Below are 16326 nucleotides of genomic sequence, written 5' to 3' on the forward strand. Positions count from 1 at the left end.
AGGACAAACAGGCTTGGTCGATTCAGCCGGTTCACCCGCCCCCTATGAGCAAGAGTGCACCCGGCGTCTCAATGAAGCAAGATTCAGGACAAGACGGCCATGAGAGTCCGTTCGCAGCCCGGAAATGCATGGCTTGAGGGTCACACCGACAAAATTGGATCTTCGCGGCGGCGAACTCGATTTGGCGTCAAGATGATGGCCAGCATTTGTCTCGCGTCCATCTCAGAACGGAGCGGATCGTGACGCTTCTGAACGAAGCGCCAACTCCTGGCGCGTTGCTGAATAGCAAAGGTATGGATGCCCCGTGAGGATTCGAACCTCAATTGACGGAGTCAGAGTCCGTAGTCTTACCATTAGACGACGGGGCAGTGAGGAGCGCGCCACTAGCGCTGCTCCGGGATTCGGTCAACCCTTGCGAAGCGGCGGTATCAGTTTGCCGACGGCCAGATGCGCGTGCGGCAGAACAGCGTGACGCAGCCCTTCACTTCCAGCGCGCCGCCTGCTGCGGGACGAACTTCGGTGCGGTAGGTGTTCCCGTCTTCCGGATTGTAGACATCCCCCCGCCAGGCGCCGTCGTCCCAGGTCAAGTTCTTGAGGATGCGGATGCCCAGGATCGGGCGGTCGCGCAGGTCGGGATTGTCATTGTGCACGTCGCGGTTCGGTTCGCCGGGCTTGCGCTTGATGATGCGGGTGATTTCCCCGCAGCGCGCGTTGCCGCACGGCCCCACCGTAATCTCCGTATAGCCGCCGGAATCGACATAGGTGCCGTCGATGCTGCTCTGCGCGGCGGCGGGCGCGGCGATGGCCAAGGTGCCGGCAGCGGCCAGAATGGTCAGGGTTTTCAGGTTCATGCCTCTTCTACGCACGAAGGGGCTGAATGGCGCCTGAGGCAACGCGATCATGCCGAGCAACTGGCCCCGCCCAGCACGCAGAAGCGCGCGCAATGCGGGTGGTTCAGCGGCACCTCGCGGTCTGCCTGGGCCACGGTATCGCCAAGGTCGAAGCCCGGATCGAAGGGCAGCAGCGTGCAGGCGACGACGCGCGGGCGCGGCTCTCCCTTGCGGTGCACCACCATGCGCTGGCTGGCGCACATGACATCGCCGGGAGACTTGCCGAGGATGCTCCAGCAATCGGTGGTGATCTCCGCGATGTCGGCACGGGCGTCCATTTCGGGGAACAGCACCAGCCGGGCGGGGTCTGCCGTGTCGATGGCAATTCCTTCGCCCTCGAACAGCAGGCGGTAGGCGTTGCGCGCCTGCAGCTGCGTTTCGCCCGCCATGCTGCGACCGGCCGCGGCCAGTGAAAAGCCGTTGGACGACAGCCACCGCATTCCGTCCAGCATGGGCGTCCAGCTGCCCGGCCCGCGCTCGTCCTCGTGCACGGATTGCGTGTGATGATCGATGGAGACGCGGATCGTCAGCCGTTCCCCGTAAGTCTCGCGCAGGCGCAGCAAGGCGGCCTCGTGGCGGCGCATCGGCTTCATCGCGTTGGAGAGCACCAGCACCTCGTATCCGCGGGACAGGGCGTCCTCGATCATCGTCATGATCTCGGGATTCATGAAGGGCTCGCCGCCGGTGAACCCGATCTCGCGCGCCGTCAGCCGCGCCGGGCCATCGGCCATCTCGTCCAGAAAGCGCGCCACGTCCGCTGCCGAGATATAGACCAGCGCGTCGTTGGTGGGGCTGCTTTCGATATAGCAATTGGCACAGGCAAGGTTGCACAGTGTGCCGGTGGCGAACCACAGGGTCTCCAGCTTGTGCAGGCCCACGGACGCGCGGCGTTCTCCTTTCGCGGTGACCGCTGGATTGCTGAACTTCTCCGCCGGCAGCCGCTCTCCTCCGACGACGAAGGGAGACTCGCCCTGCGTTGCAGTGCGGCTTTTGGCGCGGCTCGCCATCAGAAGGTGCGCCGGATGCGGGCGAGCAGGCTCGCCCATTTTTTCGGCCATTTGCCGAACACGGTCGGCTCCCACGCGCTGAAGGCGGCGGCTTTCACGATCTCCGCGCGGGTGGGATAGGACACGATCGCCCCGCCAAGGTCGAAGGTGCCGCTCTTGCCGGTGATCAGCTGGGTGAAAGGCAGCAGCAACTCGCCCGCGTTGATTCCGCAAATGCTGGCGCCGACGACCTTCTTTCCCTTCAGCATCACCTTGAGGTGGCCCCTGTCCCGTCCTTCCGCAATGGCCCGTTCGTTGTCGTCGAAACCCTCGGTCACCACCCGCAGCCTGTCGCCATAGGCCTTGCGCGCTTCGCCTTCGGTCATGCCGATCTGCGCCACTTCGGGCTCCGTATAGGTGCACCACGGCAGGGCTCGCCAATCGACCTTGGCCGGCAGGCCCAGCGCGATTTCCAGCACCACGTTCGACCCTTCGTAGCCCGAGACGTGGGTGAGGCGCGGCCCCTGGCGGCAATCGCCGATGGCGTAGATATGCCTGAGGCTGGTGCGGCGCCGCGCGTCCACCTCGATGCCGTTGAGGCCCATCGCGATGCCCAGTTCCTCAAGCCCGTAGCCCTCGGTTCGCGCCTTGCGTCCCACGGCCACCAGCAGGTGCGTGCCTCGGATCTCCTCGCCGTCCTCGGTCGTGACGGTGACCGCCCCCGCCTCGCCGGACACCTTGGCCGCCGTGCCGGTAACGAAGCGCACCCCCTCGTGCTTCATCACGTCCAGGACCACGGCCACGGAATCGCGGTCGTCCCGCGCCATCGGCTCGCCCGGCTCGATCACCGTCACGTCGCTGCCCAGGCGGCGGAAGCTCTGCGCCATTTCCATGCCGATCACCCCGCCACCGATTATGACGAGATGCCCCGGCTGTTCTTCCAGGTCGAACAGGTTCTCGTTGGTGAGATAGGGCACGTCGGAAAGCCCCTCCACCGGCGGCACGAACGGCACGCTGCCGGTGGCGATGACGATGCGCGGCGCCGTCAGCGTGCGTCCCGCGACCTCGACCGATTTCGGCCCGGCAAACCTCGCCCAGTCCTGGATGACCTCGCAGCCCATTTCCTCGAACCGCTCCACGGAATCGTGCGGCGCGATACCGGCGATGGCCCGGTGCACGTGCGCGTGGACGCCGCTCCATTCCACGCGCGGAGCGGCCAGGTGCACGCCGGCGCGCTTTTCCTCGCGCGCTTCGGCGGCGCGGCGGGCTGCAGCGATCAGCGCCTTGGACGGCACGCAGCCGTTGTTCAGGCATTCCCCGCCCATCCTGTGCCCTTCGATCAGGGCAGTCCTAAGGCCGAATAGCGCGCAGCCGCCCGCCGCGGTAAGACCGGCCGCGCCGCCGCCGATCACGATCACGTCATGGGTGTATTTCAACAAATGCTCCTGCCCGTGACCCGATCAGGCCCGTAACCAAATCAGGATGGCCTACGAAGGCCAACTCGTCCATGCATGCTTTCGGCACTCGAGGAAGAACGGTTTCATGAATCTCGAAAACTCCCGCAACTATTACGGCAAGATGCTGGAAGGCTCCGCCGACCTGCGCACCGATGCCTGCTGCACGTTCGACATGCCTTCCGCCTCGGTGCGCGAAGCGTTGCGAAACGTGCATGAGGAGGTGAAGGCGCGCTACTACGGCTGCGGCCTCGTCGTGCCGCAGTCGCTGCAGGGCTGCCGCGTGCTCGACCTGGGTTCGGGCAGCGGTCAGGATGCCTACCTGCTGGCGCAGATGGTCGGACCCGATGGCCATGTGACCGGCGTCGACGCCACGCCCGAACAGCTGGCCGTGGCGAATGCGCACAGGGACTGGCACGCGGAGCGCTTCGGCTTTGCCAATGTCGACTTCGTCGAAGGCGATATCGAGCAGCTGGACCGGCTGGGACTGGAGCCGGAGAGCTTCGACGTGATCGTGTCCAACTGCGTCATCAACCTCGTCGCCGACAAGGAAGCGGTGTTCCGCGCCGCGCACCGCCTGCTGAAGCCGGGCGGGGAATTGTACTTCTCCGACGTCTACGCCGACCGCCGCGTGCCGGGGCACCTGCTGGACGATCCTGTACTGCACGGGGAGTGCCTTTCTGGCGCGCTCTACTGGGGCGATTTCGAGCGCATCGCCAAGGCCGCAGGTTTTGGCGATCCGCGCCTCGTCACCGACCGTCCGCTGGCGATCAACGATGCCGAGGCGGCCGAGAAGCTGGCTGGCATCGCCTTCGTCTCCGCCACCTATCGCCTGTTCAAGCTGGCCGGGCTGGAACCGCAGTGCGAGGATTACGGGCAGGCGGTGATCTACAAGGGCACCGTGCCCGAACAGCAAACGGCATTCGAACTCGATGCGCACCACCGGATCGAGACTGGCAAGGTCTTCCCCGTGTGCGGCAATTCCTGGCTGATGCTGGCCGAGACGCGGTTTGCCCCGCATTTCGAATTCATCGGCGATTTCAGCCGCCATTTCGGCGTCTTCCCCGGATGCGGAACGGCCGTCCCCTTCGGCCAGTCCGACGCCAATCCCGCAGGGACGGACGCGCCCTGTTGCTGAACGTGCTCGTCACCGGAGCCGCCGGGCTGATCGGCGGCGAAGTCTGCGCGCGGCTTGCGGCACGCGGCCATGGAGTGACGGCCATGGTCCGCAAGGTGCGCGAGGTGCGCGGCAACGACGGTGCACAGGTGGCGGGGGCGACTGTCGTGGACGGTGATGTCACCCGCCCGCTGATGGGGCTGGACCCGGCCGCGTTCGACATCGACCTCGTCATCCACTGCGCCGCCAGCCTCGAGTTCGATGCACCTCGCGATGTCCTCGCCGCCGTGAACGTGGAAGGCACGCGCAACGCCGTTGAGTTTGCCGGGGCTGCCGGCGCGGGCTTCGTGCATGTCAGCACGGCCTATGTCTGCGGCACGCGCGAAGGGGTGATTGCGGAAGGGCCGGTGCTGGCGGGAACGCGCTTCACCAACAACTACGAAGCGAGCAAGGCGCAGGCCGAGGCCGCGGTGGCCGAGAGCGGTCTGCCGTTCGTGGTCGCGCGCCCGTCCATCGTCCTGGGCGATCATGCGACCGGCGAAATCCGCGACTTCCCCTCGCTGTGCAACGTCTTTCGCCTGATGGCGCGGGGCAAGGTGGGCACATTCCCGGCACGGAGCAATTCGACCCTGGACCTCGTACCGGTCTGCCATGTGGCCGAAGGCATCGTGCGGCTGGCCGAGCGGTTCGGGAATGCAAGCGGAGGCTACTACCACCTCGTCGCCGACACGCCGCTTCCCGCGGCCGAACTGGCGCGCGGCGTTGCGCGGGTGGCGCATTTCCCCGATCCGCAGGTGGTCGATCCCGACAGCTTCGACGCGGACAGCCTGCGCCCGGCGGAACGCATGTTGCTGGGGCGGATGATGGCCACCTTCGGGGCCTATTTCACGCGCAGCCCGCGTTTCGACGACAGCAGGTTCGGCAATGTGACCGGCCTTGCGTGTCCGCCGACCGATGCCGCCTGGCTCGACCGGCTGATCGCTTACGGCATTGAGCGTGGCTACCTGCCGCAGGCACCCGTCAGCGAACGTCGGGATAATGCCTGTCCAGCCGCTGCCGCGCGCCCATAGCCCACATCAGGCCCACCTTCAGATATATCCAGTTGGCCTTGAGAGGCCCCCATTCGGCGATCCGCCTGTCGGAGGTCTGGATGGTTCGCGGCACCAGCCGCACACGGCCCATGTTCCCCAGTCGGATGCACAGGTCCGCTTCCTCCATCACCTTCGCCTCCGGGTCGCACCCGCCCACCGCCAGGAACTGCGCCTTGCGGAAGAACATGGCGTGGTCGCCGAATAGCAGGCGGACGCCGCGGAAAAAGAGGTGCGGCCGGAAAAGCAGCGGCGCGTACCAGGTCTTCGCCCAGTTGTGGGCGGTCGTGCCCCAGCGCAGCTTCTCGCCGCGGATCACGGGGGTGAAACCCGCCAGGGCGATCCTGGGATCGGCCAGCGTCTGGCAGATCACCGCCACCATGTCGCGCGGGGGCACGCTGTCGGCGTGGAGGACAACAACGTAGTCGCCCTGTGCGACGGCCACGCCGGCATTAATCTGCCGTCCCCGCCCCCGCTCGGTGGACACGGCGCGCCAGCCCGCCTCTTGCGCGAGTGAAACAGATGCATCCCCGCTTCCTCCGTCCACCGCCACCACTTCCAATGGGGCAGGGTCGAGGGCCTCTATGTGCCGGGCAAGGTCCGCCAGCACGGCTTCCTCGTTCAGCATGGGGATGACGATCGAGACGGTGGTCACGGCATCAGTTCCGGCCAGCGCGCCAGGTCCTCGGGCCTGTCGCAGTCGTCGAGCTCGCCCAGCAGGCTGAAGGCAATGCCCTCGGCCCGAAGGCGGCGCTGCGTTTCCGCCAGCACCGTTTCCGTGCCCCAGGGCATGTCACGCCAGAGCATCGGCACAGGCGCCGAGAAACCCAGGAGGTAATAGCCGCCGTCGGTGGCAGGGCCGATGACGACGGGGTCGTGTCGAAGCGCCCGTGCAGCCTCGCGCAGGTGATCGGCGGTCAGGCCGGGAATGTCCGCCCCCAGCACGATGGCAGGGGCCTCCACCCGCGCCAGGCGTGCGCCCAGGTCGCCATCGCCCTGCTCCACAAGGGGCACGTCCGCTCCCAGCCAGTCGGCAAATTCGGCAAGGGGCGCGCCCGTCGCATGGACCGCGAACGGCAATCCGCTCTCCCGCACCGTTGCAAGGGTGCGCTCCACCATGCGCCGGTGGACTTCGGCTGCGCCCGCCTCTCCCAGCATCGGGGCGAGCCGGGTCTTCGCCTCGCCAGCGAGGGGGAATTTCGCGAACAGCGCAACCGTGGGTGCCAGTGTCATGACCCGACCTCTATCCGCTGGACGGCGCGGAAGCGAATGGTCAGTGTCCCGGGGTGAGTATTCGACTCGCCAAGATCGCCGGACTGGCCGTGGCCGGAGCTGCCGTGGGCGCCCTGCTGCTGGCAGAGCGCGCCCGCCCGCTGCGCCGCCGCACTCGCGAACAGTTGCCCCGAATGGTGCGCAACGGCGCGATGGGCGCGGCATGCCAGGCGGTGATCATGGCCAGCGAGGCTCCCATCACCGAGGCGATCGCGCGGGAAAACGGCAGGTCGAGGCGCGGATTGCAGCACATGATCGGCGGCTTTCCCGGCCGTATCGCGGCCTTCCTGCTGATGGATTACACCTACTACCTGTGGCACGTCGCCACGCACAAGGTTCCGTTCCTCTGGCGCTTCCACAGGGTCCACCACGTCGATCCCGATCTCGACATGTCCACCGCCGTCCGCTTTCACGCTGCGGACATGCTGATTTCGGTGCCCATGCGCATTCTGCAGGTGCGCCTTTCGGGCGCCGACCCGCAGACGCACGATGCATGGCGCGGGTTCTTCCTCGGCTCCATCCTGTTCCACCATTCGAACCTGCGCCTGCCCGAAGGCGTCGACGAGGCGCTCTCGCTGGTCGTCACGACACCGAGGATGCACGGGATTCATCACAGTCAGCGACTGGACGAGATGGATTCCAACTGGACCAGCGGCATCAGTTTCTGGGACCGGCTGCATGGCACGTTCCGCGCCGACGTGTCCCAGCGGCACATCGCCATCGGCGTGGACGATCCTTCCGCCGAACGCGACATCCGGCTGCTGCCCGCGCTCGAGGCGCCGTTCCGCACGACCGGCCAGCGCGACGAGCTTGCCGCGCCCTGAGGGGGCGCGACTTGTGCAACATAGCCGCTTGAGCTAGCTTGCATGCAGGTTCCGCCCCGCTGGGCGGGTGATAGAATAGTGAAAGAATACGAGTATGGCGGATATCAATCCGCCGGATCGACGCGAAAAGGCCAAGAACAAGGCGCCCGACGGGCAATCACGGCGCCACAACCCAAGAAGCGGCCAAAAGAGCAGTTCCGGCGACTACAATGGCAGCTCACAGCGGAACTCCCGCACATGGCGCCGTCCCCCTCACAAATCGTTCAAGCAGGCCTATGCCGCGATCGATCTCGGCACCAACAACTGCCGCCTGCTGATCGCCCGCCCGTCGGACGAGAATTTCGTCGTGATCGACGCCTTCTCCCGGGTCGTGCGCCTTGGTGAAGGCCTGGCGCAGGCGGGCCGCCTGTCGGATCAGGCGATGGACCGCGCTCTCGGCGCGCTCAAGGTGTGCTCGGACAAGCTGCGCCGCCGCAACGTTCACCTTGCCCGCTCGGTTGCCACCGAAGCCTGCCGCCGCGCGGTCAACGGCGAGGATTTCATCGAGCGCGTGCGCCAGGAAACGGGCATCGTGCTGGACATCATCAGCGCGCAGGAAGAAGCGCGGCTGGCCGTGCTGGGATGCCACATCCTGCTGGAAGACGGCATCGGCCCGGCGATCATCTTCGATATCGGCGGCGGATCCACCGAACTCGTGCTGATCGAACCGGGCGCCCCCGTGCCCCGCATTCTCGACTGGCAAAGCGTTCCCTGGGGCGTGGTCTCGCTTTCGGAAACGGTAGGCAACGAACCCGACGATGCCGAAGGTCGGCTTGCGCGCTATTCCCGCATGAAGCAGATCGTGCGCGACAGTTTCGCCGAGTTCGCCGAGCGGATCGCCAGGCACCAGGTTCCCGAACAGCGCCTGCTGGGCACCAGCGGCACCGTCACCACCCTTGCCAGCGTTCACCTTGGGCTTCCGCAGTATGACCGCAAGGCGGTGGACGGACTGATCGTGCCATCCGATTCCATGCGCGGTATCTCGCAGCAGCTTTCCAGCATGTCGCCGGCCGAGCGTAGCGAACTCGATTGCATCGGATCGGACAGAGCGGACCTGGTGGTGGCGGGATGCGCCATCCTCGAAGCCATTCTCGACATCTGGCCTGCCGAGCGGCTGGGCGTGGCGGATCGCGGCATTCGCGAGGGCATCCTGCGCAGCCTGATGGCCGCCGATGCCGAGGGGCACGAGGCCCAGGCCGCCCTGCGCCGGCTGAAGCAGACCGGGGCCGCAAACTGATGGCCCGTGCCGGAGGCGATTCGCAGCGCCGCCTGAAAAGCGCGAAGAAGCGCAAGGCGAGCTCGCAGCGCTGGCTGGAGCGTCAGTTGAACGACCCCTACGTCAAGCGGGCGAAGGAGGAGGACTTTCGCAGTCGCGCCGCCTTCAAGCTTATCGAACTGGACGAGCGTTTCGGCCTGGTGAAAGGCGCGCGGCGGGTGGTGGACCTGGGCATTGCGCCGGGCGGCTGGGCACAGGTGGTGCGCCGCCGCGCTCCGAAAGCGGCCATCGTGGGCATCGACATCCTGGAAACGGAGCCGATCGAGGGCGTCGAAATCCTGCTGATGGACTTCATGGACGATGCCGCGCCCGAGGCGCTGACCGCCGCGCTGGACGGTCCGCCTGATCTCGTGATGTCGGACATGGCCGCCAACACGGTAGGCCACAAGCAGACCGATCACCTGCGGACGATGGCTCTGGTCGAGGCCGCCGCCTGGTTCGCGGTGGAAGTGCTGGAAAAGGGCGGCTCGTTCGTGGCGAAGGGATTTGCCGGGGGCACCGACAAGGACCTGCTCGACCTGCTCAAGAAGCATTTCAAGACGGTGAAGCATGCCAAGCCCCCCGCCAGCCGCAAGGGCTCCAGCGAGTGGTATGTCGTAGCGCAGGGATTCAAGGGACGCGGCGAATAGCCGCCGCGCCGCCCGCGGGCGGTTATTCGCCCGAGCTGACTTCCGGCAGGGATTCGGGCACCGGCTGCTCGTCGCCCATCGCGCCGGTGGCTTCCATCGGATCCACGGCGGCACCTTCGGTCTGGCCGGGGCCTTCGCCCGGACCGTCGATCTCGCCTTCACCCGGAACTTCTGCAGGAACTTCCGGCAGCGGCGGGCCACCGCCGTATTCACGCATGTAGAGCACCACGTTGGCGCGGTCTTCCGCGCTGGAAAGGCCGGCGAAGCTCATCTTGGTGCCGTTGGCGAAACCGCGCGGGCTGGCCAACCAGGCATCCATGTTCGCGTAATCCCATTCGCCACCCTTCTCGGCGAGCGCCGAGGAATAGGCGAAGCCCGGAGCGTGCTCGCCGATGCCGGTACCCAGGACACCGTAAAGGTTGGGTCCGATGCCGGCGGCCCCGCCCTGCTCGATCGTGTGGCAGGCCGTGCACTTGGCGAAAACGGCTTCACCGGCAGCAGCGGTGCCGCTCGCCAGCAGGGCCGCGAACGAAGGACCACTGTCGGCAACGGCGCCTTCCTCCGGCGCATCGATCACGTAACCGAAGGCACCCTCTTCGACTTCGGGGTTGTCGGCCTCGAAGACTTTTGAGCTGATCGAGCTCAGGCCCAGAGCGACGATGCCGCTGGCCAGAACCCAGCCGAAAATGGTGTTGGTGTTGCTCATGACGAAAATCTCTGCCGGTTGGAACTGTCTGCGTGGCGCGCTCTAATGTGCGCTGGCCCGGTTCGCAAGGGCGTATGCGTGCTTGTCGGGGGCGCGCGGCCTCGCTACCGGCCTTTACCCGATGGAATCCTATCCCGCCCCTGCCCTCGTCCTGGTCGAATCCATGCGCACTGCCGCCGCGCAGGAACCCGCGCGCGCCATCGCATTCCAGGGCGCACCGGGAGCCAATTCGCACCGCGCCGTATCCGAATGGGATCCGCATGCGCTGCCGCTGCCCTGCTTCAGCTTCGCCGGCGCGATCGACGCGGTGAAGGACGGACTGGCCTCGTGCGCGATGATTCCCATCGAGAATTCGCAGGCCGGCCGCGTCGCTGACATCCATTTCCTGCTGCCGGAAAGCGGGCTTTCCATCGTCGGCGAACATTTCCTGCCGATCCACCATGCATTGATGGCGCTCGACAGCGAGGGGCCGTTCGATGCCGCCTACAGCCATCCCCACGCGCTCACCCAGTCGCGCCACTACCTGCGCGACAGGGGAATCGTGCCGCTCAGCCATGCCGATACGGCCGGGGCCGCAGCGCACGTCGCCGCCCTGGGCGACCCCAGCATCGCCGCCATTGCGCCGAAACTGGCCGCCGACCTCTACGGGCTCACCATCGTCGACGAAAACGTGGAAGACGCCGAGGACAACACCACGCGCTTCGTGATCCTGGCGCGCGAGCCGTTGTATCCTGCCTCTTTGCGCGGACAGGACGCGATGACGACGTTCGTCTTCGAAGTAAAGAACATCCCCGCCGCGCTGTACAAGGCGCTGGGCGGCTTCGCCACCAACGGCGTGAACATGACGAAGCTGGAGAGCTACCAGAAGGGGGCGAGCTTCGCGGCCACGATGTTCTATGCCGATATCATCGGCGCGCCCGGCGATCCTGCGGTGGACCGCGCGCTGGACGAGCTTTCGTTCTACTGCGAGGGGGTGCGCATGTTCGGCACCTACCCCCAGGCCCGGCCGCGGGGATAGCCATGACGACGGCGTCCGATGCCTTTGTCATCGCGCCCGATCCGGTGGAGGCGCCCGAGGTTCTTGCCCTGCTGGAGCGTCACCTCGAGGAAATGCATCGCTGTTCTCCCGCCTGCAAGGTCCATGCCCTGGACGCGCAGCGGCTTAAGGAGCCCGGCGTCACCTTCTATGCCGCGCGGCGAAACGGCGAGCTGGCCGCGGTAGGAGCGCTGAAGCGGCTGGGCGAGGGCATGGGCGAGATCAAGTCCATGCGCGCGGCCGACGCCTTTCGCGGCACCGGAGCGGGGGAAGCGATCCTTCTTCACCTGATCGCGACGGCGCGAGCCGAGGGGCTTCGCTGGCTGGGCCTGGAAACGGGCCGCCACCCGGTTTTCGAACCGGCCCAGCGCCTTTACGCCAAGCATGGCTTTGCCCCCTGCGATGCCTATGCCGATTACGTTCTCGACGATTTCAGCATGTGCATGGGTATGGACCTCTAGGCCATTTCCCTCGCGGCACAGTTGCGTGCGATGAACTCCTCGTGCGGCGGCAGGCGGTCGGCGGCCTGCGCGCATTCCTCCGCAATCCGGCGAACCTGACCCGCAATCTCGACTGGGTCGGCTCTGTCGGCCAGCGCGTGGACGCCTTTGGGCAGGAAGCGCTGCCCGATCATCATGGATGCCCAGCTGCCGATCTTGAACAGGTGCCCGCCGTTTACCGCCAGGTGCCCCCGCGCGCGCCAGACCTCCAGCGTCTCCGCCAGCGTTTCGGGCACATCCATGCTGCGCGTGTAGCGCCAGAATTCGGAATCGTCCCGCTCGGTCAGCTTGTAGTGGCCGATGATGAAGTCGCGGACCTGCTCCCACTCCAGCTGCGTTCGGGCGTTGAACTGATCGCGCAGCACCGGATCCATCGCGCGTGTGGGGAACAGCTCCACCAGCCGTTCCAGCGCGGTCTGGACGAAGTGGATCGAGGTCGATTCCAGCGGCTCGAGGAAGCCCGAAGACAGGCCCACGGCCACCACGTTGCCCACCCATGCGCGCTCGCGCCGCCCGGTGGCAAACTTGATCAGGCGCGGTTCGGCCAGCGGGTCTGCGTCGAGGTTGCCCAGCAACCGCTCCTCCGCCTCGCTCTCGCTGGAAAAGGCGCTGGCGAAGACGTGACCGTTGCCGGTGCGATGCTGCAGGGGAATGCGCCACTGCCAGCCGACGCTGTGCGCGATCCCCTGCGTATAGGGTTTCAGGCCACCCTCCGCCCGCCTGGTCGGCACGGCAAGCGCCCGGTCGGAAGGAATCCACTTCGACCAGTCCGTCCACTTCTCCCCCAGTTCGCTGCCCAACAACAGCGAACGAAAGCCGGAGCAGTCGATGAACAGGTCGGCTTCCAGCGTCCGCCCGTCCTGCAGGGTGACGCCGGTGACGAAGCCGCTTTCCCCGTCGCGCTCGACACCCGTGACCATGCCTTCCACGCGGTCAACCCGGCGGCTTTCCGCCACGCGGCGCAGCAGAGCGGCATAAAGGTGGGCGTCGAAGTGATAGGCATGGGTGTAGCGGTTGGGCAGTTGCTGCTTGTCCGGCCCGGAGGGGGCGAAGCGATTTTTGCGCGCTGCGTGATAGGCGACATGGCAATCCTGCCATTCGGGATAGTCCTCGCGCGTGTCTGCCCTGCGCCCCAGCAGCCACCAGTGATGCAGAGCGACCAGCGCATCCAGTTCCCGCCCCACGGTGCCGAACTGGTGCAGGTAGCGATCCCCCACCCGGCCCCAGTTGTGAAATTCGATCCCCAACTTGAAGGTGCCGTTGGTCTCGGCAACGAATTGCCGTTCGTCCAGCCGCAGGAAGCGGTTGAACTTCTGCATCGGCGGAATTGTCGCCTCGCCCACGCCGACGATGCCGATTGCATCGCTTTCGACCAGCTGCACCTGGATGTCGCGCGAAAGCGCCGTCGCCAGCACCGCCGCCGCCATCCATCCCGACGATCCTCCACCCACGATCAGCACCTTGCGAACGCGTTGTTCGCGCGGGGACTGTAGCGGGTATTCTCCACCTGCAATCTGCGTCATGCGCGTCCTTTTGCGGATTTGTTTGCCGCGATGCAATGCGGACCGTTGCTTCGCCTGCGTCCCCATGCAACCAGTACGCGGTGACGACGGGTCAGGGGAATGCCGCGCCGCCTGCAAGGGCAGAGGACTTCGCTTCGGCGTGGCGGGAGCTGCGGGCCGATGGCGAAACCCAGTTCGCGCCTGTCGAAATCCCGGAAGAAGAGCCGCCGCCCGACTGGCTGACGCAGTTCCTCGACTGGCTGGGAGACGTTCTTTCGCCGGTGACCGAGACGCTGGTGGCAGGCTGGCCCGTCATCGCCTGGATCCTGATCGGCGCGGCCGTGCTGGCAGCGGCGTACTTCCTGTATCGCACCTTCGGGCCCGACCACAACAAGCGCCGGGGCGAGCGCAGTGGCGATGAGGGATGGGTTCCGCCGGAGGACGAGGCGCTGGCCTTGCTGGAAGAGGCTGACCGGCTGGCGGCGGCAGGCGATTACGACGAGGCCACCCACCTGCTGCTGAAGCGGTCGGTGAGTCAGATCGCCGAGGCGCGCCCCGACCTGGTGGAACCGTCCAGCACCGCCCGCGAACTGGCATCCGAACCGCGCCTGCCGGAAGCCGCGCGCACGGCATTCGGCCTGATCGCCGCGCCGGTGGAGCGCAGCCTGTTCGCCCTTGCGCGGCTGGAGGAAAGCGACTGGAAGGCCGCCCGCGCCGCCTATGCCGATTTCGCCCTGGCGCACAAATCGATGTCCAGGGGGGCGCTTGCCGCATGAGCCGCCGGGCCAATCCCTTCAGTCCCGGCACCGTGCTCGCCATGCTGCTGGTTGGCAGCCTCGCCTTCCTGCTGCTGCTCTATTCGCTGGGCCAGGGCTGGACTGGCGGGGAGAACCGCGACGGTGGCAGCCATGCCGCCTCCAACGGGTTGAACGGCTACTCCGGCCTTGCCGCGCTGCTGGAAAGCGCAGGCAGCAAGGTCACGCTGACGCGCAGCCAGGCCGAACTGCAGGACTATGGCCTGCAGATCCTCACGCCCCCGCTGTTCAGCGACGTCGAGGAGATCGACGCCATCATCGAACGGCGCATGAACTATGCCGCAGGGCCAACCGTGCTGATTCTGCCCAAGTGGATGGCCATGCCGGTGCCCGATGGAGCGGGGATCGAGAGCCCGGACGGCTGGGTGATGCTGCTGGGCGCCGTTTCGCCCGGATGGTTCGGCGATCTGGAGATCACCGACGGCACCAGCCTCGCCGTCGGCGAGACCGGGGGATGGCAGGGCTTCGGGCTCGAGGGCGACCTTCCGGACGAGAGCCAGGTGCAGGCGCTGGTTGGCGACAGGGCCGGAGTCATGCGACCGCTGGTGGTGGACGATGAAGGCGATTTGCTGGCCGCCGAACTGGTGCAGCAAGGCGGCTACGACGATTACGACCCGTGGCCGGTGATCGTCGTGTTCGAACCGGACCTGCTCAACAACTACGGCATGGCGGACCGCGATAGGGCGCAGGCCGCGATGCGGCTGGTCGAAAGCGCGACCTTGGGCGAAACCATGCCGGTTCGCTTCGATCTCACGCTGAACGGCCTCGGCGCTGCGGAAAACCTGCTCACGCTCGCCTTCCGCCCGCCCTTCCTCGCCGCCACCCTGTGCATGCTGCTGGCCGCGCTGGTGATCGGCTGGCGCGCGTTCCGGCGGTTCGGCCCTCCCGTGGCGGAGGCTCCCGCCATGGCGCAGGGCAAGCGCCAGCTTGCCCGCAACGGCGCGGCCCTGCTGGAGCGCGTGAAGCGCTGGCACCTGCTGACCGGACCCTATGAAGACATGACGGGGCGGCGCCTTGCCAGGGCGCTGGGCCTGCGCGACACCGACGGCGAACATCGCGAAGCCGCCATCGACATGGCCCTGCAACGCCGCGGCCACGATGGGCCGACCTTTTCCCGCCTCGCCGCCGATCTGCGCGAGGCCCATAACCCGAAAGACATCGTTCGCGCGGCACGCGCCCTGCGATCATTCGAAAGGACGCTGACACCATGAGCGAAACGCCCGCCACCATGACGCTGGAAAAGACCGCCGATCTCGCCCGATCGATCCGGGCCGAGGTCGGCAAGGCGATCGTCGGGATGGACGAAATCGTCGATCACCTGCTGATCGCGCTCGTGGCGCAGGGGCATGTCCTGCTGGAAGGACCGCCGGGAACCGCCAAGACCTTCCTCGCGCAGTGTTTCGCCCACGCCACGGGAATGGAATTCGGCCGCATCCAGTTCACGCCCGACCTGCTGCCGGGCGACATCCTCGGATCCAACCTGTTCAACTTCCAGACCAGCCAGTTCACCCTGACGCGCGGCCCCATCTTCCGCGAACTGCTGCTGGCCGACGAGATCAACCGTACTCCGCCCAAGACGCAGGCTGCACTGCTGGAGGCGATGCAGGAACGCCGCGTGACGCTGGACGGCGAGACGCACTCGCTGAGCGAGAGCTTCATGGTGGTGGCGACGCAAAACCCCATCGAGAACCAGGGCGTCTATCCCCTGCCCGAGGCGCAGCTCGATCGCTTCGCCTTCAAGCTGCTGGTGCCCTATCCCAGCATCGAGGAAGAAAAGCAGATCGTGCACCGTTTCGGCGAACGGGGCGGTCCGCAGGGGCCGCTCGACTTCGACATCGCGCAGGTTGCCAATGCCGGGTCCATTTCGGCAGCGCAGGCAGCAGTGAAGCAGGTCACGCTATCGGACGAGGTGATCGGCTATACCGTCTCGCTGGTGCGCGCGACGCGCGACAATCCCGATATCGCCAGCGGGGCCTCTCCGCGCGCCGCCGTGCTGCTGGCCAACGCCGCGCGCGCCCGCGCCGCGCTGGAGGGCCGAGCCTATGTCGTGCCCGACGACGTGAAGGCGCTCGCCATCGCCTGCCTGCGCCATCGCCTGCTCCTTTCCCCCGCTGCCGAGATCGAAGGCAAGCAGGTGGAAGACCTCGTGGCGGGCCTTGTCGAGCAGACGGAGGCGCCGCGGTAAGGCAGAT

At 66.7% G+C, this 16326-nt stretch carries 17 protein-coding genes and 1 tRNA gene; 10 read left to right on the plus strand and 8 right to left on the minus strand.

The genetic code is table 11. The features are described 5' to 3' along the window. Positions 1 to 294: 294 nt before the first annotated feature. The 4 genes from AAA989_RS04380 to AAA989_RS04395 form a co-directional block, all read right to left on the minus strand. Positions 295 to 368, minus strand: a tRNA-Gln gene (locus AAA989_RS04380). Positions 369 to 428: 60 nt separating this feature from the next. Next, a complete protein-coding gene (locus AAA989_RS04385; RefSeq protein ID WP_338242178.1) occupies positions 429 to 902 on the minus strand; it encodes a DUF2147 domain-containing protein in 474 nt (157 codons plus the stop codon). Beyond that, entirely contained in the window at positions 899 to 1897 is a 999-nt protein-coding gene (locus AAA989_RS04390; protein WP_338241388.1) for a radical SAM protein, read from the minus strand. Before AAA989_RS04390 ends, AAA989_RS04385 begins: the two co-directional genes overlap by 4 nt. Further along, positions 1897 to 3312, minus strand: coding sequence for a dihydrolipoyl dehydrogenase family protein (locus AAA989_RS04395; protein WP_338241389.1), 1416 nt, complete (start codon positions 3310 to 3312; stop codon positions 1897 to 1899). The genes AAA989_RS04390 and AAA989_RS04395 overlap by 1 nt, the downstream gene beginning before the upstream one ends. Before the next feature lie 106 nt (positions 3313 to 3418). On the opposite strand from AAA989_RS04395, the gene AAA989_RS04400 reads away from it, so the two are divergent. Further along, a complete protein-coding gene (locus AAA989_RS04400; RefSeq protein WP_338241390.1) occupies positions 3419 to 4468 on the plus strand; it encodes a methyltransferase domain-containing protein in 1050 nt (349 codons plus the stop codon). 2 nt (positions 4469 to 4470) lie between these two features. After that, the gene (locus tag AAA989_RS04405) at positions 4471 to 5517 is read left to right on the plus strand and encodes an SDR family oxidoreductase (RefSeq protein WP_338242179.1); all 1047 of its coding nucleotides are present in this window, start codon (positions 4471 to 4473) and stop codon (positions 5515 to 5517) included. On the opposite strand, the gene AAA989_RS04410 is transcribed toward AAA989_RS04405, so the two are convergent. Both AAA989_RS04410 and AAA989_RS04415 read right to left on the minus strand, forming a co-directional pair. Further along, the gene (locus tag AAA989_RS04410) at positions 5468 to 6190 is read right to left on the minus strand and encodes a glycosyltransferase (RefSeq protein ID WP_338241391.1); all 723 of its coding nucleotides are present in this window, start codon (positions 6188 to 6190) and stop codon (positions 5468 to 5470) included. The genes AAA989_RS04405 and AAA989_RS04410 overlap by 50 nt on opposite strands. Next, on the minus strand, positions 6187 to 6768 hold the full coding sequence (locus tag AAA989_RS04415) for a TIGR04282 family arsenosugar biosynthesis glycosyltransferase (RefSeq protein ID WP_338241392.1): 582 nt from the start codon (positions 6766 to 6768) through the stop codon (positions 6187 to 6189). The genes AAA989_RS04410 and AAA989_RS04415 overlap by 4 nt, the downstream gene beginning before the upstream one ends. 53 nt (positions 6769 to 6821) lie before the next feature. Here AAA989_RS04415 and AAA989_RS04420 point away from each other — a divergent pair, with 53 nt between their 5' ends. The 3 genes from AAA989_RS04420 to AAA989_RS04430 all read left to right on the plus strand — a co-directional run bounded on the left by AAA989_RS04420 (position 6822) and on the right by AAA989_RS04430 (position 9575). Then, positions 6822 to 7631 (plus strand): sterol desaturase family protein, encoded by an 810-nt coding sequence (locus AAA989_RS04420; RefSeq protein WP_338241393.1) that lies wholly within the window; start codon positions 6822 to 6824, stop codon positions 7629 to 7631. A 94-nt stretch (positions 7632 to 7725) separates the two neighbouring features. Continuing rightward, entirely contained in the window at positions 7726 to 8907 is a 1182-nt protein-coding gene (locus AAA989_RS04425; RefSeq protein WP_338241394.1) for a Ppx/GppA phosphatase family protein, read from the plus strand. After that, complete coding sequence (locus AAA989_RS04430; RefSeq protein ID WP_338241397.1) at positions 8907 to 9575, plus strand: RlmE family RNA methyltransferase; 669 nt, start codon at positions 8907 to 8909, stop codon at positions 9573 to 9575. The genes AAA989_RS04425 and AAA989_RS04430 overlap by 1 nt, the downstream gene beginning before the upstream one ends. 22 nt (positions 9576 to 9597) lie before the next feature. Here AAA989_RS04430 and AAA989_RS04435 read toward each other — a convergent pair whose 3' ends face one another. Beyond that, entirely contained in the window at positions 9598 to 10281 is a 684-nt protein-coding gene (locus tag AAA989_RS04435; protein ID WP_338241398.1) for a c-type cytochrome, read from the minus strand. 121 nt (positions 10282 to 10402) lie between these two features. Between AAA989_RS04435 and AAA989_RS04440 the strand changes: the two genes are divergently transcribed. Continuing rightward, positions 10403 to 11299 (plus strand): prephenate dehydratase, encoded by an 897-nt coding sequence (locus AAA989_RS04440; RefSeq protein ID WP_338241399.1) that lies wholly within the window; start codon positions 10403 to 10405, stop codon positions 11297 to 11299. Between the two features lie 2 nt (positions 11300 to 11301). Then, the gene (locus AAA989_RS04445) at positions 11302 to 11778 is read left to right on the plus strand and encodes a GNAT family N-acetyltransferase (RefSeq protein ID WP_338241400.1); all 477 of its coding nucleotides are present in this window, start codon (positions 11302 to 11304) and stop codon (positions 11776 to 11778) included. Here the strand turns inward: AAA989_RS04445 and AAA989_RS04450 are convergent. Beyond that, positions 11775 to 13340: a tryptophan halogenase family protein gene (locus AAA989_RS04450; RefSeq protein WP_338241401.1), complete on the minus strand. Its 1566-nt coding sequence runs from the start codon at positions 13338 to 13340 to the stop codon at positions 11775 to 11777. The two genes, AAA989_RS04445 and AAA989_RS04450, sit on opposite strands and share 4 nt — an antisense overlap. A gap of 80 nt (positions 13341 to 13420) precedes the next feature. Between AAA989_RS04450 and AAA989_RS04455 the strand changes: the two genes are divergently transcribed. The 3 genes from AAA989_RS04455 to AAA989_RS04465 are packed head-to-tail and all read left to right on the plus strand — an operon-like array spanning position 13421 to position 16319. Next, entirely contained in the window at positions 13421 to 14095 is a 675-nt protein-coding gene (locus tag AAA989_RS04455; RefSeq protein WP_338241402.1) for a hypothetical protein, read from the plus strand. Next, positions 14092 to 15345 (plus strand): DUF4350 domain-containing protein, encoded by a 1254-nt coding sequence (locus AAA989_RS04460; protein ID WP_338241403.1) that lies wholly within the window; start codon positions 14092 to 14094, stop codon positions 15343 to 15345. The genes AAA989_RS04455 and AAA989_RS04460 overlap by 4 nt, the downstream gene beginning before the upstream one ends. After that, positions 15342 to 16319 (plus strand): AAA family ATPase, encoded by a 978-nt coding sequence (locus AAA989_RS04465; RefSeq protein WP_338241406.1) that lies wholly within the window; start codon positions 15342 to 15344, stop codon positions 16317 to 16319. Before AAA989_RS04460 ends, AAA989_RS04465 begins: the two co-directional genes overlap by 4 nt. Positions 16320 to 16326 lie beyond the last annotated feature (7 nt).

The organism is Aurantiacibacter hainanensis (assembly GCF_036321025.1).
GTDB lineage: Bacteria > Pseudomonadota > Alphaproteobacteria > Sphingomonadales > Sphingomonadaceae > Alteraurantiacibacter > Alteraurantiacibacter hainanensis.

Excerpts from the sequence above, each read along its gene's own strand:
- AAA989_RS04385 (WP_338242178.1), bottom strand. The coding sequence starts at position 902 with ATGATCGCGTTGCCTCAGGCGCCATTCAGCCCCTTCGTGCGTAGAAGA.
- AAA989_RS04390 (WP_338241388.1), bottom strand. The coding sequence starts at position 1,897 with ATGGCGAGCCGCGCCAAAAGCCGCACTGCAACGCAGGGCGAGTCTCCC.
- AAA989_RS04400 (WP_338241390.1), top strand. The coding sequence starts at position 3,419 with ATGAATCTCGAAAACTCCCGCAACTATTACGGCAAGATGCTGGAAGGC.
- AAA989_RS04415 (WP_338241392.1), bottom strand. The coding sequence starts at position 6,768 with ATGACACTGGCACCCACGGTTGCGCTGTTCGCGAAATTCCCCCTCGCT.
- AAA989_RS04425 (WP_338241394.1), top strand. The coding sequence starts at position 7,726 with ATGGCGGATATCAATCCGCCGGATCGACGCGAAAAGGCCAAGAACAAG.
- AAA989_RS04430 (WP_338241397.1), top strand. The coding sequence starts at position 8,907 with ATGGCCCGTGCCGGAGGCGATTCGCAGCGCCGCCTGAAAAGCGCGAAG.
- AAA989_RS04435 (WP_338241398.1), bottom strand. The coding sequence starts at position 10,281 with ATGAGCAACACCAACACCATTTTCGGCTGGGTTCTGGCCAGCGGCATC.
- AAA989_RS04440 (WP_338241399.1), top strand. The coding sequence starts at position 10,403 with ATGGAATCCTATCCCGCCCCTGCCCTCGTCCTGGTCGAATCCATGCGC.
- AAA989_RS04445 (WP_338241400.1), top strand. The coding sequence starts at position 11,302 with ATGACGACGGCGTCCGATGCCTTTGTCATCGCGCCCGATCCGGTGGAG.
- AAA989_RS04450 (WP_338241401.1), bottom strand. The coding sequence starts at position 13,340 with ATGACGCAGATTGCAGGTGGAGAATACCCGCTACAGTCCCCGCGCGAA.
- AAA989_RS04460 (WP_338241403.1), top strand. The coding sequence starts at position 14,092 with ATGAGCCGCCGGGCCAATCCCTTCAGTCCCGGCACCGTGCTCGCCATG.
- AAA989_RS04465 (WP_338241406.1), top strand. The coding sequence starts at position 15,342 with ATGAGCGAAACGCCCGCCACCATGACGCTGGAAAAGACCGCCGATCTC.